At 40.3% G+C, this 16,111-nt stretch carries 14 protein-coding genes; 2 read left to right on the top strand and 12 right to left on the bottom strand.

Annotated elements, in window-relative coordinates; genetic code table 11:
• Positions 1–209: 209 nt before the first annotated feature.
• The 3 genes from tatC to ACJ9PY_RS10420 all read right to left on the bottom strand — a co-directional run bounded on the left by tatC (position 210) and on the right by ACJ9PY_RS10420 (position 3,083).
• Positions 210–911 (bottom strand): twin-arginine translocase subunit TatC, encoded by a 702-nt coding sequence (gene tatC, locus ACJ9PY_RS10430; protein WP_207118122.1) that lies wholly within the window; start codon positions 909–911, stop codon positions 210–212.
• 148 nt (positions 912–1,059) lie between these two features.
• Positions 1,060–1,272 carry a twin-arginine translocase TatA/TatE family subunit gene (locus tag ACJ9PY_RS10425; protein ID WP_034312740.1) on the bottom strand — a complete coding sequence of 71 codons (213 nt, stop codon included), beginning with the start codon at positions 1,270–1,272 and terminating at the stop codon, positions 1,060–1,062.
• Between the two features lie 68 nt (positions 1,273–1,340).
• Positions 1,341–3,083, bottom strand: coding sequence for an alkaline phosphatase D family protein (locus ACJ9PY_RS10420; protein WP_106028213.1), 1,743 nt, complete (start codon positions 3,081–3,083; stop codon positions 1,341–1,343).
• A gap of 537 nt (positions 3,084–3,620) precedes the next feature.
• On the opposite strand from ACJ9PY_RS10420, the gene ACJ9PY_RS10415 reads away from it, so the two are divergent.
• Entirely contained in the window at positions 3,621–3,788 is a 168-nt protein-coding gene (locus tag ACJ9PY_RS10415) for an aspartyl-phosphate phosphatase Spo0E family protein (RefSeq protein ID WP_082352106.1), read from the top strand.
• A 219-nt stretch (positions 3,789–4,007) separates the two neighbouring features.
• Here ACJ9PY_RS10415 and ACJ9PY_RS10410 read toward each other — a convergent pair whose 3' ends face one another.
• The 3 genes from ACJ9PY_RS10410 to ACJ9PY_RS10400 form a co-directional block, all read right to left on the bottom strand.
• A complete protein-coding gene (locus tag ACJ9PY_RS10410; protein ID WP_411739955.1) occupies positions 4,008–4,994 on the bottom strand; it encodes a 2-hydroxyacid dehydrogenase in 987 nt (328 codons plus the stop codon).
• A gap of 21 nt (positions 4,995–5,015) precedes the next feature.
• On the bottom strand, positions 5,016–6,314 hold the full coding sequence (locus ACJ9PY_RS10405) for an MFS transporter (protein ID WP_095679598.1): 1,299 nt from the start codon (positions 6,312–6,314) through the stop codon (positions 5,016–5,018).
• 913 nt (positions 6,315–7,227) lie between these two features.
• Positions 7,228–8,148 (bottom strand): patatin-like phospholipase family protein, encoded by a 921-nt coding sequence (locus tag ACJ9PY_RS10400; protein ID WP_411739954.1) that lies wholly within the window; start codon positions 8,146–8,148, stop codon positions 7,228–7,230.
• A gap of 248 nt (positions 8,149–8,396) precedes the next feature.
• Between ACJ9PY_RS10400 and ACJ9PY_RS10395 the strand changes: the two genes are divergently transcribed.
• Positions 8,397–8,900, top strand: coding sequence for a DinB family protein (locus ACJ9PY_RS10395; RefSeq protein WP_063576555.1), 504 nt, complete (start codon positions 8,397–8,399; stop codon positions 8,898–8,900).
• A gap of 166 nt (positions 8,901–9,066) precedes the next feature.
• Here ACJ9PY_RS10395 and ACJ9PY_RS10390 read toward each other — a convergent pair whose 3' ends face one another.
• From ACJ9PY_RS10390 to ACJ9PY_RS10365, 6 genes are all read right to left on the bottom strand, one after another.
• Positions 9,067–11,481 carry a heavy metal translocating P-type ATPase gene (locus tag ACJ9PY_RS10390; protein ID WP_411739953.1) on the bottom strand — a complete coding sequence of 805 codons (2,415 nt, stop codon included), beginning with the start codon at positions 11,479–11,481 and terminating at the stop codon, positions 9,067–9,069.
• Positions 11,482–11,556: 75 nt separating this feature from the next.
• Entirely contained in the window at positions 11,557–11,763 is a 207-nt protein-coding gene (gene copZ / locus ACJ9PY_RS10385) for a copper chaperone CopZ (protein ID WP_053534714.1), read from the bottom strand.
• A 16-nt stretch (positions 11,764–11,779) separates the two neighbouring features.
• Positions 11,780–12,118, bottom strand: a complete 339-nt coding sequence (locus ACJ9PY_RS10380; protein ID WP_231892270.1) for a metal-sensitive transcriptional regulator — start codon at positions 12,116–12,118, stop codon at positions 11,780–11,782.
• Positions 12,119–13,491: 1,373 nt separating this feature from the next.
• Positions 13,492–13,794, bottom strand: a complete 303-nt coding sequence (locus ACJ9PY_RS10375; RefSeq protein WP_048679343.1) for a hypothetical protein — start codon at positions 13,792–13,794, stop codon at positions 13,492–13,494.
• A 137-nt stretch (positions 13,795–13,931) separates the two neighbouring features.
• Positions 13,932–15,182 carry an ABC transporter permease gene (locus ACJ9PY_RS10370; protein ID WP_063576559.1) on the bottom strand — a complete coding sequence of 417 codons (1,251 nt, stop codon included), beginning with the start codon at positions 15,180–15,182 and terminating at the stop codon, positions 13,932–13,934.
• Positions 15,175–16,074: an ABC transporter ATP-binding protein gene (locus tag ACJ9PY_RS10365; protein WP_403190404.1), complete on the bottom strand. Its 900-nt coding sequence runs from the start codon at positions 16,072–16,074 to the stop codon at positions 15,175–15,177. The genes ACJ9PY_RS10370 and ACJ9PY_RS10365 overlap by 8 nt, the downstream gene beginning before the upstream one ends.
• Positions 16,075–16,111 lie beyond the last annotated feature (37 nt).

Below are 16,111 nucleotides of genomic sequence, written 5' to 3'. Positions count from 1 at the left end.
TTGGACAAATAGAAGGCTTTTATAGGTTAAAACTTCGTCCCCTTACATAATCACATTGGTTAGAAGGCAAATGCAAAAGCATACCCCCTAATCATTCCCAAAAAGTATTATCCCACAATAAAAAGCTGAGGGGGCTCCCCTCAACCTTTTATTGTTCCATTAATTATTTCCCAAGAAATGTTACTTTCAATAGGCTGTGATTATCCTTTTCATGTCACGGATAATGCTGACTCATCTTTCATAAGCCTTTTACGATAAACCATATTGGACAGCTGTACACTCACTTCATAAAGCACAAGTAAAGGGACGATAACCAAAATGTCCGAAATTATATCTGGAGGTGTAATCAGGATTGAGATGATGACCAGGACGAAATAAGAAATCTTGCGAGACTTTTTCAACACCGCTGGATTGATGATGCCTAATCTGGTCAGGAACATGACTACAAGCGGCATCTCGAATAAAATCCCGAAAGGTAAGATCAAATTAATCATGAAACGAAAATACTTTTCCGCAGTGAACATCATCTCGAACTGCCCGGCCGATAGGGAAGTTAGGAAACCCAGAACTATTGGAAACAACACAAAATATCCAAATGAGATACCTGTGATGAATAGAATGAACAGTCCGGGTATGAAGCGAAATGTAACCCTTCTCTCTTCCGGTTTCAAAGCTGGAGCCACAAAGCGCCATAACTGATAGGCTGCCAGCGGAATCGTTGCAGCTATCGCGCAAACCCCAGCAATAATCATATATACCCATAGGATCTCACTCGGCCCGAGCACGGCAAGCTTTCCTTCCAAATCTTTAATCAGTAAATTATAAATATCCTGTACGAATATGAAGCTCATTATGAAAAAGGCCACAAAGCCTATCAGTGTTTTAATGATTCTGCTTCGGAGTTCCTCCATATGCTCAATAACGTGTAAATCCTTACTCTCCACTTTCACTCCCCCTTTTTAGACATATTATTTGCCATTTTGCAAATAGCGCTTCCCCTCTAACCCTTCTCATGAAAAGAAGCAGGCGAGTCTTTCCGCCCGCTCTATCTCATTTACTTCATCCCTCTTTTTTAACAGCTCTTAATGCAGCTTTATTCTCATTTTCTTCTTCTTTTTCCGTATCATTCACCAATCCTTTGGTTGCACTTTTGAATTCGGATAATGTCCGGCCAAATGCACGGCCTATTTCCGGCAGTTTGGACGGTCCAAAAATAATCAGTGCAATCACAAGGACAATCACCAAACCGGGTATTCCTATATTTGAAAGCATTCCTACTCACTCCTCTGTTCTTCTCATTTTTCTTCGCTACATTCCTGTCAAGCATCATAAGGTCCCTATCAATTAGTCACTTTCCCCTGACTTTTCATTCTTTGTTTTTCATGTGCGCGATTATGGGCACGTGTCCGATCCTCCTCGACTTCGTTCGTTTTTTGTGCACCTTCCATAACCGCTGCTGATGCAACCTTTCGCAGCCCTGTTTGATCCTTATCAAAAACAAAGGATGCTCTTGTCGATATATCTGCACCTGGTTCTGTCACGAATGGGACTACACGGTAATCCGCCTTCCATTGTTCTGGTGTTACTTTGCACCGAACATATCCCCTGTAATCATTAAAGAACTTAATATGCGGATTCTGACTTAGTATTTTATCCGTGTCCGCACGCTTATCCGCACCATTTCCGCCAGATGTGATTGAAGTGCCGACAAACTCCACACCGAAAATCTTTGAATTTGGATCATCGAAATCTGCCTTTAAATTGGCGGCCCAGCTTGCATGTACATCACCGGTCAACACGACCAGATTTTCCAGGTTGTTGCTTTTGATTACATCAATTAAGCGATCGCGTGCAGCCGGGTAGCCATCCCAGGAATCCATGCTGAATTTTGGGGCGGTTGGTGTTCCATAATTCCGTTGTGCAAAGAAAATCTGCTGAGGCAGAACATTCCACTTCGTTTTTGATTTTGATAAATTGTCAGTTAGCCACTGTTCCTGCTCTGGACCTAGTAATGTCCGTTTCGGATCAAGTGACTCAGGCGTTTGCGGTGAACTTCCATCACCGTTTGCCTGATCATCCCGGTATTGACGTGAATCCAATACAAAGAAAGAGGCCAGGTCGCCATATGTGAAATTTCGGTATAACCTCATATCCGCTCCCTTAGGCAAAGATGATTTTCGAAGGGGCATATGCTCATAGTAAGCCTGATAAGCGGCGGCCCTTCTCTTGATGAAAGCTTCTACCGATTGCCCTTTTTCCGGGATAACATTTGCATAATTGTTTTCAACTTCATGATCATCCCAAGTCACGACCCATGGGAAAGCTGCATGTGCCGCTTTTAAATGGGTATCAGAGCGATATTGTGCGTATCTATTCCGATAATCTTCAAGTGTAATGATCTCTGGTCCACTATGTACACGGACATTACCTGTAGAAGAAACATATTCATTTGGTCCATATTCATATATATAATCGCCAAGGTGGAAGACAATATCCAGATCTTCCTTTGCCAAATGTTTATAGGCCGTATAATAACCATGCTCAAATTGCTGGCATGAAACAAACGCGAATGACAAGCTCGAAACACTTGAACCTATTGGCGGAAGTGTTTTCGTTTTCCCAGTCTGACTTACTTCCCCGCCGCTTTTAAAACGGTAAAAATAGACTTTATCAGGTTTTAATCCGCTTACTTCCACATGTACGGAGTGGCCAAGTTCCGGCCTGGCTATATCCTTGCCTTGCTGGACAATCTTTCGGAAATTCTCATCCTTTGCCACTTCCCATTTAACGGAAATGGCTTCTTTTGGCATTCCTCCTCCATTCAACGGATCCGGTGCCAACCTTGTCCATAAAACGACACTGTCCGAGAGCGGATCTCCTGAAGCTACACCGAGAGTAAATGGATAATCACTGAATTTCGGGGCAGCATTCACTTCAATCCCGCCCATTGATTGGGCAAGAGCAAGACCTAATGAAAGTCCGGCAAGCTTACTCGCTCCCTGGATAAAATTTCGGCGGTCCATATTCTTACCTAATTCGCTCCAATTCTTAATTAAATCATCCATTGCTCTTTCATTATTCATTGATCTTTCCCTCCTATTATTTGAATCTGGTTCAAGTATAGTATGGCCCTTTTAAAGGTGTATGAAGATGTGTAAATCAATAAATCAATAAATTAGGAATTTTTAGGCAGGTCTTATGATACCCATTGAATACAAAAAGAGTTTTGATTCACTCATACATTTACATAGCCCTACAAACTTTTACATATAACGACAGTCTTTCAGCCTAGTTCTCTTAACGAATCATTTATTTAATCGTTACAAATAACTTCAATAGGCTATTTTTACAATAAACCTTTAAAACTATAAGAGCCTAAAGAAGCCAGCGAAATAATGGAATAAAAGAAAGATCGCCATCTCTTGGTTGGATCCCACTACAGGAAGGAAACCTTGATTCAAAGGAAGGTTTAGATCATGGTTTTCTAAAATTGGACTAAAAATACTTCAGCAATAATTTTATAAGTGAATACTCACTTTTGGTTTAAAATCATCCTAATTTATGTAATAATAGTTTCATAACAAAAAAAGAAAGCACTTGAGGATTCTACATTGGAGAGTATGGAAGCATTATTTGAAAAAATTGAGATATTGAGGAAAGAATTAATAACCACCGGATTGATTTATGGATTTACTGCCCCAAAAACATTACATAAAAGCCAGGAACTAGATGAACTGTTGAATTTACTTACAAATGAAAAAGAACCAAATGATTTAGAATATGTCTAAAAACAGGTATGAACTAATACTTCATGGTTCTCTTACTTCTTATATTTTTCATGGACTCGTGGTCTAATTTTTATGTAATATCCGCTAAATCATTAGAGTAATTGTTAACATCATCACTCTTCCTAATTAAAAAGCATCCAAAATGAATGGATGCCTTTTTTATCAAAGATTCTTTTAAATGGGTCAACCTAATATTACCGCTGTGTTAATGATTCATTACTATTTTAGTGACTGAAATCCTTTCAATTCAGGGACAACATTGCTTATCTCCCTTCCTGTAACAACAGCAACGAGGTTCTTCGCCGCAAGCATGGCCATATCAAATCGTGTTTGATGAGTAGCTGAACCTATATGGGGCAGGGTTACCACGTTAGGCATGGCTAAAAGCGGATTGTCATGCGAAATGGGTTCCTTTTCAAATACATCCAAACCGGCTGCAAGAATTTCCTTATTTCGCAGTGCTTCTATGAGGGCCTTTTCGTCCACCGTCTGACCCCGGGATGTATTGATAAAGATCGCTGATTTTTTCATCAGTGCGAACTGCTCCCGTCCCATAAGATGCCTCGTCTCTGGAGTATAAGGGACCATTAATAGAACGAAATCTGATTCCCGTAAAAGGTGATTTAAAGAAGAATAGCTTGTACTGAGCGTTTCCTCCACTTCGGATTTCCTTCGCCGATTATGATACAAAACTTCCATGTTAAAACCGAATTTGGCTCGTCTTGCAATAGATTCCCCAATCCTCCCCATACCGATGATGCCCAATGTTTTTCCATGAACATCAACGCCAAAGAGGGGTTCATCGCTTTTATTTCCCCACTTGCCATCCTTTACAAGCTTGTCCATTTCCGGAATACGACGGGCTGCTGAGAGCATTAAGGCTAAAGCTAAATCAGCCACGGTTTCATCGAGAACACCAGGTGTATTTGTACCGATTATGCTTCTCTTTTTCATTGCCTCCAGATCAAAGTTGTTGTAGCCTACCGAGATATTGCTGACAGCCTTTAGACGTGGTGCATGGTCCAGAAATTCATCATCTATTTTTTCTCCTGTGATGAGCAGTCCCTCCGCATCAGAAATTTGCTTTAACAGTTGGCTTCTGGTAATGGGTTCAGGGCCGTTCCATTTTTCATACTGGCAATACTTCGAAATAAATGCCTCTACCTCGGCCGGTACTGGTCTTGCTATATACACTTTTGGCTTCAATTTATTTCCTCCTCGATAATACTATTCTTGAATAGGATGTTTTACAATAAACCAATAACAGATTGCTGCGCATCCGGCGATTAAACCGCCAGATATAAAGGCGAGAGAGTAAGAACCAGTTGTATCCACTATCATGCCTGCCACAACAGGGGAAAAGGCACCACCAAAATAACCGCCAAAATTCTGAATTGCTCCTACGGAAGCAACCATAGAAGGAGGAGCAATGTCGCCGGCGAGTGCCCATGCGCTGCCTGTAATGGCAGAAATAAAACAAAGAGCAAGGGTCAGTAAAAGTAAGGTAATAGCGAGCCCTTTAACAAGTGGAACTGCACACACAACAATAGCTGCCAAGATGGCACATATACTAATTAAGGCACGCTTTGCTTTAATAGGTGTAGTAATTCCCTTGTCGACCAATTTTTTAGTAAGATATCCTCCGAAAATATTGCCAAAGATTCCGCCAAGCCAAGGAATACCAGCATATATACCCATTTCTTTAAGTGAGACATGATGGACATCAAACAAATAAAGGGGAAGGAATACAAGGAAAATATTCCAGATCCAGATGGTACAGAAGAAGCCTAGAATCATCCCCCATACGCTTCGATATTTAAATAACGAACCCCATTTTATTTTTGATGATTGAATGCCTTGCTCCACTCCACCACCTTCCGACTTAATGTATTCAAATTCCTCCTTGGAAAGTTTTTGGCTTTTTTCAGGATTTTTATAAAAAATAACAAAACCGATCGCGAAAATGATGCCGATTACACCCGTAATATAAAACAACGCTCTCCACCCAAAAGTCACCATAATGAAAACGAGAAGTGGCGGTGCAATGGCAGGTCCCCATTTGGAGGAAGAATCCCAAATTCCAGTTGCCAGGCCGCGTTCCTTTTTTGGGAACCAATACGATGTAATCTTAGCCATTGTAGGAAAACACGGTGCTTCACCCACTCCAAGTAAAATCCTTGCGGCAATAAATGAACCCATTTTATGAACGGCTCCCGTTAAAATGGTCGCACCACTCCACCAAATAAGCGCGATTGTATACACCTTTTTGGTCCCGAACCGATCGATCAGCCAGCCTGAAGGAAGCTGCATTAATGCATAACTCCAAGAAAAAAAGGTTCCCAATAACCCGATTTCGGTCACGCTTAGCCCGAGTTCCTTCATCATTTCGGGAGCTGCAATGGAGAGATTGGCACGATCTAGATAGTTGATTATTCCCCCAATCAATAACCAGATGACGACTGTCCAGCGAAATTTCCGGCCAAAATTTAATGGCTTTTCTTGCTTTGTTTCCATTCTTGCTTCCATACCTTATCCCCCCTTGTTATATAAAACGCCTAAATTGGCAGCGCTTCCAAAATAAGAAAAAGCCCAGTTCACTCTTGGAGAATATGTATATACAAGGAGGCTTTTGTTTTATAATATAAAACTGAGTTTTGGTTTTCTAACAAAAAAATAAAAAGATAATTCCTATTATTCTGTAAAGTATCGTATTATGAGGATGTGTGAATGTCAATCTTTATTCTTATTTTCAGGATTATATTCCTAGTAAATGTTATATACCAAGTGGGGAAAATTGATAGACGTTTTTTTAAGTAGTAAAATCTTAACAGACTTTATCCCACAATCCATTTCATTTCTATCTCTAGCTTTGCTGCCGGGATGGCTGAGATTCCATTCTATCTCTCAAAAATCTCGGGCAACGTTAAACGACGGTTAAGCTTTTATTATTTTTCTATAAGAAAAGCAAGCGGTCCTGATACATGTGGGCCGACCATAGACGTACCTGTTAAGGCAGCTGAAATCTACCAGATAAGTGGGATATTAATTGTTCGCTTGGCGCAACTGTATCCACTTTTCTATTTGACTTACTAAACCTTAATGAAAGCCGGGATGTTTAACAAAGATCCCATCCTTTCTCACTACATCTATATTTTTTGTCTCATTTTCCGCTCCTCACAGTGCATTGAGATACGCCAACTACTTCTCCTTGAGGATCTATTCATTGAATTTCATAATCTTTATTCCAACTTTGTTTTCCGTTTATTCATTTAGATAATTTTAAAATAATAAATTATATTAATTTTTTATGAATGTAATCCCACTTATTGCTTTTGAATTAAACCATTGATTCATTCATTCAATAAGAAAAAGAGCCGTTGTAACAGCTCCTTGTCCCCTCTTTCCCCCTTTTGGACCGATTGATAGAGGAATGTTTCTCCTACTCATTTTTGACTCTTTGCAAGCGTTTGACCTTATATTGTTCAAAATCCCAATTCGACAAAAATTCTTTTGCAGAAGTGTAGCCTGATTTATAGAGAAAGTTGATTTCTTCCTCATTCAGTTCAAAATCCGTTGCATTGATGCCGCCAACAGGAATTTGAATCGTGCGTTCAATCGTTTCTTCGTCCATATGTCGTAAATCATGGGCTTGGAGCATCGTTTTGAATATATTTTTGAAAAGGTGGATGGGCGTTGGGATAACCCCGCCTATGTTAACTTCATCTTTCACAAAATGGAATCCGAATGTTGGAAAACGAGGATTGTCGGTATCAAATATCCATATCGGGAAGTTACTAAGTAAACCACCATCTAAAATGTAGGATTTTTTCCGGTCTTTTGATTTCCAAATAACCGGACGGAAGAAAAATGGTAAGGAGGCACTCATCATTACGGCAGTTGAAACTTTTAAATCAGCAGGAGACATACCATAGCGGTCCAAATCATCTGGCAAAATAAGCATCTTTCCATTCGAAACATCAGAAGCAATGATTTTCAACTTTCCATCTGGAAGATCCGCGAATGTCTTTATCCCTTTTTCAGAAAGAAGTGAATCCACCCATGTCTCCAAATAATCGTTTTTGTAAATCCCAAGATGAACCATGAGTTCCAAAAAGAAGCCCAAAATGGGAATTCGATTCAGAATTGTCCTGCCTCGAATCTTTGAGTAATTGATTTCACTAAACTGTTTTCTAATTTCATGGCTTTTATAGCCACTAGCCAAAAGAGCAGCTATTATTGCTCCTGCTGATGTCCCAGCAAGTCTTTCCCATTCGACATTTTCCTCTTCCATTGCTTGAATTGCCCCTATAAAAGCAATTCCCCTGACCCCCCCACCTTCAAAAACAGCATCTGCTCTCATTTTTTTCCACCTCTCGATAAGAGTTACTATCATATTAACAACATTTGAAAATAAAGTGAATTTTCACACTCGTGGACTCTTTGATGGCAATCAAACGTAATAACAATAGTAGGATAGCATCTATTATCATGGTATGTAGAAAACTAAGCATTTGCATGGACAACTTATCAGATTAGGAAGCAGCCTTTGATAAAGGAATTCTTTAAATGATGTCGAAAAGGATATGTAACAATTGAAGGAGTGAAAAAATGGAAAATAACCGTGCCAAGAAAATGTATGATTACCATGTTTGGGCTAATCAGCAAGTGTTCCAAAAACTAAAACAATTACCGGAAGGAGTCTATGGAGACACGATAAAAAGTGTCTTTCCATCAGTCAAGGAAGTCCTTGTTCACCTTTACGCAACAGATATTACCTGGTTGGAGATAATGAAAGGAAGCACAGTTCAAGAAACTTTTAAGAAAGTTGAACAGCGTCGGAAAGAAGTGGACGGAATCACATTATATGAACTGGAATCCTCATATGATGAACTTGCAAAGGATTACGACAATTTCCTTACTTCGCAGCCTGATCTTGAACGGACCATTGTAACCGAACATCCGAAAATGGGGGCTTGTGAGTTTGTACTTGCCGACCTCATCCATCATGTAGTGAATCATGGGACCTATCATCGCGGTAATGTATCAGCGATGCTCCATCAACAAGGCGAAAATGGCACACCTACAGATTATGTTTTTTACTGTTTAAAATAAGCGGTTTGACAACCTATAAGAGTTGCAGTAACATGCCCCTCATTCCAGATGAAAGCCGATGATCCTCTTGCCAAGGAATCATCGGCTTTATTTGGATGATTAAAATTCATACGCCCGTATAATGGGTATATGCAGTCAGTAACTATCAATATATATTACATGATCTTTAAAGCTTTATCCGTTGAAGGCGAAGTGCATTCAATACGACTGACACAGAACTGAAGGCCATGGCAGCACCCGCTAACCACGGGGCAAGAAGTCCGATTGCGGCAATTGGTATTCCGATTACATTATAGGCAAAAGCCCAGAATAGGTTTTGTTTAATGTTTTTCATCGTCTTCCTGCTCATGAGGATGGCATCTGCAATACTGTTCAAATCACCCCGGATCAAAGTGATATCGGCAGCTTCCATGGCTATGTCCGTCCCGGTTCCTATTGCCATTCCTATATCGGCTAGTGCCAGCGCGGGAGCATCATTTATCCCATCGCCGACCATTGCCACTGTTTTACCGGCGGCCTGCAGTTTTTTCACTTCTTCCGCTTTCCCTTCAGGTAGGACTTCTGCGATTACATGGTCAATGCCAACTTGATGTCCGATGGCATTTGCTGTTCTTTGATTATCCCCGGTTATCATGATGACCTGGATATCCATTGCTTTTAACCTTTTAATCGCCTCAAGCGAGCTTTCTTTTATCGTATCCGCAACAGCAATGAGTCCGGCATATTCCCCTTCAATGCTTACTAGCATTGCAGTCTTCCCTTGCTCTTCAAATTCTTCCATCGCTGTTAGCGCCTTAGTGATATCCACGTTTTTTTGCTTCATCAATTTACGGGTTCCGATGAATATCACTTTTTGATCCGCCACAGCTCTAATCCCGTATCCAGGCATCGCTTCAAATTCCTCAACCGCTGCAAGTGAAATCTGTCTTGCTTGAATTCCTTGAACGATAGATTGAGCAAGAGGGTGTTCAGATTGTTTTTCAGCTGCACCGACTAATGATAAAAATTGTTCTTCCTCCATACCATTCTTAATGAGGACATCTGTCAAAACAGGGGTACCATTCGTTACCGTTCCCGTCTTATCCAAGATGACCGTATCAATATGGTGGGTGGTTTCCAGATGTTCCCCGCCTTTAAATAAGATGCCGAATTCGGCAGCCCTTCCTGAGCCTGCCATGATAGAGGTTGGAGTGGCCAAGCCTAGCGCACATGGGCAGGCTATGACTAGCACTGCAATCATCGCTTCAAAAGCTGGTGTGAATTCTCCCGGGTTAACCCAAATCATCCAAACCAGAAAAGTTAAAAGAGCGATTCCGACAACAATGGGAACGAAAACACCGGAAATTTGGTCAGCAAGCCGTTGAATCGGCGCTTTCGAACCTTGAGCATCTTCGACGACTTTGATGATTTGGGAAAGAGCTGTATCCCTTCCTATTTTCGTCGCTTTCATTTTGAGAAACCCATTCTTATTCAATGTTGAACCGATAACAGTATCCCCGTTTGTTTTATCTACCGGGATGCTCTCACCCGTTAACATGGATTCATCGACGGCAGAGTTCCCTTCGATTACCTTGCCATCGACAGGGATCTTTTCACCCGGCTTCACCAAAATCGTATCCCCTACGATGACTTCTTCAAGTGGTATTTCCCGTTCTTCCCCATTTCTTAGAACCAATGCCGTTTTGGCCTGAAGCCCCATCAATTTTTTGATGGCCTCGGAAGAACGTCCTTTTGCTTTTGCTTCAAACAGCTTACCCAAAAGTATGAGCGTGATAAGAATCGAACTTGTTTCGAAATAAAGTTGTGCCGTATTGTGATGGGAACCCATCGAGATGATCGCCTGATAAACACTGTAAAAATAGGCAGCGGATGTTCCCATCGCGACTAATACATCCATATTGGCACTTTTATTTCTCAAGGCTTTATAAGCTCCAACATAGAACTGCTTTCCAATCAAAAATTGAACGGGGGTAGCGAATGCCATCTGCACCCAAGGATTCATGAGGAAATCAGGCATATAGATAAACGAAGTAAAACTAAAATGACTTACCATCGCCCATAACAATGGGAATGATAATATGACCGAAAAGATGAATGTATTCTTTTGTTTTTGTATTTCTTTTTGACGGAAATTCACGGATTCCATTTTATCTTCCTTGATGATCGCCCCATACCCCAGCTTCTCCACCCGTTGAATGATGTCAATTGGAGAGGCTTGGGAAGGATCATATTCGACGGTCGCATTTTCAAGCGCTAGATTGACATTAGCCATGCTCACCCCATCCATCTTATTTAACCCTTTTTCTATTCGGTTTGCACAGGCAGCGCAGGTCATGCCAGTAATCGTAAATTCCCTTTTCTCTTTTACTACATCATAGCCAAGATCTTGAATTTTCTTTTCAAAGTCCTGGTTGCTTACTTTTTCCGAATCATATTTAATAACCGATTTCTCAAGTGCCAAATTAACGGTGGCTTCCTCAACGCCTTCCATTTTGTTTAACCCTTTTTCAATTCGGTTTGCACAGGCAGCGCAAGTCATTCCAGAAATCTGTAAACTTGTTTCTTTTATTTGGCTGCTCACTTCATCCCGCCTCCCTATACCACTATGGGGTATATTTCTTTGTAAAAAAGAAGTGCTTAACAGCACTCTCATAACTTACTCGACATCGTAACCTTGATCATCGATTGTTTCTTTTATTTTCTCAAGTGATACTTTTTCCTTGTCAAACGCTACATCTACTTTTCCTGCATCCAAATGCACCTTTACGCTTTCAACACCTGCAAGTTTTCCTACATTCCCTTCAACTGCATTCACACAATGACCACAAGACATTCCACTAACATTCAATGTTACATTTTCCATTTTATCCACTGCTCCTTTATTTTTTCATTAATTTTTGTATCGTTACAAGCACTTCATCTATAACCTCTGTATCCCCTTCATTCAGGCGTTCCACCACACAATTCCTTAGATGGCCTTCCAATAAAATCTTGGCTACACTATTCATCGCGCTTTGTGTAGCTGCTATTTGGGTGATCACATCATCACAGTACGTATCTTTTTCAATAAGACCCTTTATACCGCGGATTTGACCTTCAATTCGATTTAACCGGGTCGTTAAGTTCTTTTTTACTGCTTCTGAGTGATGACTCTTTCGGCCGTGGGAAGAGGTCGTACAGCATTCTTCTTCATTCACCGCATCTTGCCCATTCATCATTTCATCCATTGCCCATCCCTCCTCAAAAATTAATATACCATACCCTCCTACCCTATGCAAAGAGAAAGATTTATGTGCATCATTTATTACTATCTGTATTATTATCATTTATTATTCTTAAGCTCAGAGCCTGCTCCCTATCTGCCAAGTCTCGCAGGGGCTCGGCTAGCCAGTCATTTCGGCAGGAGTGTCGCAAATTTCTTCAATCTCTGTGTGGTATCATCTTTTTTCAATGTAGGTTTTGACATCTTGATTAATAAATGAAGCATATTCATCTGATCCACTAACAGATTTAGAAAATATGATTTTTATAACCATTTTAAGGATAATCCATATCAAATCCACGAATGACATCATAAGTTCCTTTTCTCATAACAACGGTGTCTATTCTTTCGAGGATTGAATTGTAGCCAGAATCTCCTTCTACTTCTGTTGATCCTAACCACTCTAATATACCATCCTCATTTGCAATATAGCCATCAATCGAAGTCCAATGTATAATATAATGTTACGCTGTATTTACATTAACCAACTGATTCCCCGTCGGAACATGACCATAATATTTCTTCATATAAACCATCTTGTTATGCCTTTAATACTTCCTCAGGTGAGATACCAATGTAACAAGATAATCTTACTAAAATTGATTCTCCTTCTTTCACAAACCTGCGTTGTTTGTTGAAGAAGAAGGCTGTTTTCACATACTTTGTTGCTATTTACCAGGTAGTGAGTTGTGGTTGATTTCCCCTCCAGATGCTCGCTTTCCGCGGGGCGGGCGGTGAGCCTCCTCGGCGTAAAACGCCTGTGGGATCTCACCTGTCCCGCTGCTCCCGCAGGAGTCTCGCACTTCGGATCCAATCAACCTTAAATAGTTTCGTTTTAAAAACAACAATCTTTACGAAAAGAGCCAAGAAGAAAAAGGAATTTCATTCGACTATCGTTAATGAATTATATCATCCCAAGAATGTACTTTTTTGGCAGTTCCTAAACGCTGAGCAGAATTTTTCCTATGTTTCGCCAGACTTACAGATGTTCTAATTGTTTTAAGGATTATAGTAGCCATTTAAGCATACTTAGGATTAAAAGTCGCATATATATATATATATATATATATATATATATATGATTTTCCATCTCCTTTGGATGTTACTACAGAACTTTCTAATACTGAAAATTTCGTCCAGTTTCCAGGTACAGGATTATAGGTTATTTATTCTTACTCATAGAAACCCTCCGTCCATTCTCATTCTACCTATTGAAACATAAAAAAACCCTGATAAGGGACATTTTTGATGTGTGTCCGTTATTCGGGGTATAGTTTATGTTTCTTCAGCGTTATTATTTTCTTTTAATTTAAGATTCCAATGTGATTATTACAGTTCTTTTGAAATGTTATTATTCCTTTTCTTTTTCACTAAAAGAATGATGCCAATGATAAAAGCAACTGCGCTGTATAACCAGGTATACATAAAGGCAAGGCCCAGTCCGATATTTGCGTCCATATAATCGTTTTTCACATGATCTATGGCTAAATATAAAAGCGGAGCAGCTCCAATGATGAATAAGATGACCCAGAGAACATTTCTTTTCGGATTCTTGGTTGATAAAATAATAATGATGAAGGATAGCAAGAGAAACACTTCTGAAACTATCGTTAACGTTACCAGATTGCTCATAATAATTCACTCCTAATCGTGGTTGCATAAAGGGGATTAATTTATGTTCCCTTATATCTATGCTACTTTTCGTTCCTATATTATTAACTTAATAAAACCTGAACCCCTCCAACAGGGTGAAAGATCCAGGTTTCATGTTAATTTTTCTTGGATAATTGCAGGGCATTCTTGATGCTTTTCAATGATTTTGAGCTACCGTACATCAAGACTCCACCACGATAGATTTTTGCTCCGATTATTCCAAGTAAAACAATCGTTAAGATCAACACTCCTATGCTGATGGCGATTTCCCAGAATGGAACTTCAAGCATCCCTACGCGCAAGAACATGATCATCGGCGTGAAAAATGGAATGAATGATGTGATCGTAATATAACTGGCTGACGGATTCCCCAGTCCAAACATCGCAATCATGAAGGCGATGACAACTAACATGGTCATCGGTGAAATCATTTGCTGGACATCTTCAATTTTGCTGACAACGGACCCCAGGCATGCCGCAAGAGTCGCGTATAGAAAATACCCAAGCAAAGCGAAGATGATTGCATAAATGATCGTTGAGATATCTGTGCTGCCGAAACCGAAAAATGAAAAGAATCCTTCATCCATCCCCGTCAAGTTTTGTTTAATCGAGAAATAGCCCACCCCAAAAAATAAAATCATTTGAGTAAGACTAAGTAAAGCAACACCCATTATTTTGGCAAACATCTGTGTGACTGGCGGGACACTTGAAATCAGGATTTCCATGACTCGTGATGTTTTCTCAGTAGCCACTTCCATTGCAATCATCGTTGCATACATCAACACACCGAAGTAAATCACGAATAGGAGCACATACACGAGACCGCGTGCTTGATTGAGATCCTCTTCCGTTTTTGCATTTTTCTGAAGAGCAATCGTATCAAATGCTGGCGGCGTATTCAATTGAGCGATTTGCTGCTCTGTCAAATTCAATTCCTTCGCCGTTATTTGACCCTTCAATTGAGTAAGCGCTAATAGTAAATCATTACTTACCGCAGAATCTGAAATTTGATTCGCTTTGTACGTTCCCTTGAAGCCGAGCGTTTTATCCTTTTGGATTAATAAATACCCAACGATTTCTTCCGCGCTGACCATTTCCTCCGCTTCCTTTTCATTCTGGGCGGATATTATCGATAGGTCATCGTTCACACCTGCTACAGCATTTTTATAAGAATCAAATAAACCGCCTTCAGTCTGATCGATTACGGCAACCTTTTCCTGTTCATCACTGTCGAATTTATCAATAAGATTCGAAAGATTCGAAAGAAGGAGAATCAGTGCCATCATAATGATTGTAGAAATGATAAAGGATTTCGTCTTTAATTTTGATAGGTATGTATGGGAAAGGACAATCCAAAATTTATTCATAGACGGCACCTACTTTTTCAATGAAAATATCCGTCAGCGATGGTTCTTCCAATTCGAATTTCCGGACGAAACCTCTTGGAACAAGATCACGTAGCATGCCCTCAGCCACATCTTCACCAGTTACTTGAAGAATTTTCCCTTCCATCGTGTTCTTGACTTTTGTTACACCTGCATAATGATCCAAGAAAGATAGATCAAAATCTGCTTTAATTGAGACATTCTTTTTACCGAAAGAACGCTTGATTTCTTTTAACTTTCCTGCCACAACAGGTGAACCCTTATGCATGATGCAAAGATGCTCACACATCTCCTCGACATGCTCCATGCGATGGCTCGAGAAAACGATCGTCGTGCCGCTGTCCCTTAGGTCAATGACCGCTTTCTTCAGGATTTCCACATTCACTGGATCCAGTCCGCTGAAGGGTTCGTCTAGGATTAGCAATTCAGGTTTATGGATCATGGATGCGATCAGCTGGATTTTTTGTTGATTTCCCTTTGAAAGCTCTTCAACTCGCTTATCGATATAATCGGGCACCATAAAGCGATCCAGCCAATACTCCAATTCTCTCAAAGCATCGCGTTTGTTCATCCCTCTTAATCTAGCCAAATAAACAATTTGATCGCGCACCTTCAGTTTTGGATATAGTCCGCGTTCCTCAGGAAGATAGCCAATGATTGAACTGGTCGTATAATCGATTTTCTTCCCATCCCAGACAACTTCCCCTTCAGTAGGGTCAAGCAGGCCGAGTATCATCCGGAACGTGGTCGTTTTCCCCGCTCCATTCCCGCCTAAAAAGCCGAACATTTCTTTTTCGGGAATAGTTAAATCAAGCTTGTTGACTGCTGTGAAATCCCCGAATTTTTTCGTAACTTCTTTAATGTGTAAAACCAATGCGCAACCTCCTATAATATGATTCTAATTATATGTT

The organism is Peribacillus sp. S4, assembly GCF_046715815.1.
Taxonomy (GTDB): domain Bacteria; phylum Bacillota; class Bacilli; order Bacillales; family DSM-1321; genus Peribacillus; species Peribacillus frigoritolerans.
The sequence above is the reverse complement of the archived record's forward strand: the minus strand, read 5'-3'. Positions and strand labels throughout refer to the sequence as shown.

Excerpts from the sequence above, each read along its gene's own strand:
- tatC (WP_207118122.1), bottom strand. The coding sequence starts at position 911 with ATGGAGGAACTCCGAAGCAGAATCATTAAAACACTGATAGGCTTTGTG.
- ACJ9PY_RS10425 (WP_034312740.1), bottom strand. The coding sequence starts at position 1,272 with ATGCTTTCAAATATAGGAATACCCGGTTTGGTGATTGTCCTTGTGATT.
- ACJ9PY_RS10420 (WP_106028213.1), bottom strand. The coding sequence starts at position 3,083 with ATGAATAATGAAAGAGCAATGGATGATTTAATTAAGAATTGGAGCGAA.
- ACJ9PY_RS10415 (WP_082352106.1), top strand. The coding sequence starts at position 3,621 with ATGGAAGCATTATTTGAAAAAATTGAGATATTGAGGAAAGAATTAATA.
- ACJ9PY_RS10405 (WP_095679598.1), bottom strand. The coding sequence starts at position 6,314 with ATGGAAGCAAGAATGGAAACAAAGCAAGAAAAGCCATTAAATTTTGGC.
- ACJ9PY_RS10400 (WP_411739954.1), bottom strand. The coding sequence starts at position 8,148 with ATGAGAGCAGATGCTGTTTTTGAAGGTGGGGGGGTCAGGGGAATTGCT.
- ACJ9PY_RS10395 (WP_063576555.1), top strand. The coding sequence starts at position 8,397 with ATGGAAAATAACCGTGCCAAGAAAATGTATGATTACCATGTTTGGGCT.
- copZ (WP_053534714.1), bottom strand. The coding sequence starts at position 11,763 with ATGGAAAATGTAACATTGAATGTTAGTGGAATGTCTTGTGGTCATTGT.
- ACJ9PY_RS10380 (WP_231892270.1), bottom strand. The coding sequence starts at position 12,118 with ATGATGAATGGGCAAGATGCGGTGAATGAAGAAGAATGCTGTACGACC.
- ACJ9PY_RS10375 (WP_048679343.1), bottom strand. The coding sequence starts at position 13,794 with ATGAGCAATCTGGTAACGTTAACGATAGTTTCAGAAGTGTTTCTCTTG.
- ACJ9PY_RS10370 (WP_063576559.1), bottom strand. The coding sequence starts at position 15,182 with ATGAATAAATTTTGGATTGTCCTTTCCCATACATACCTATCAAAATTA.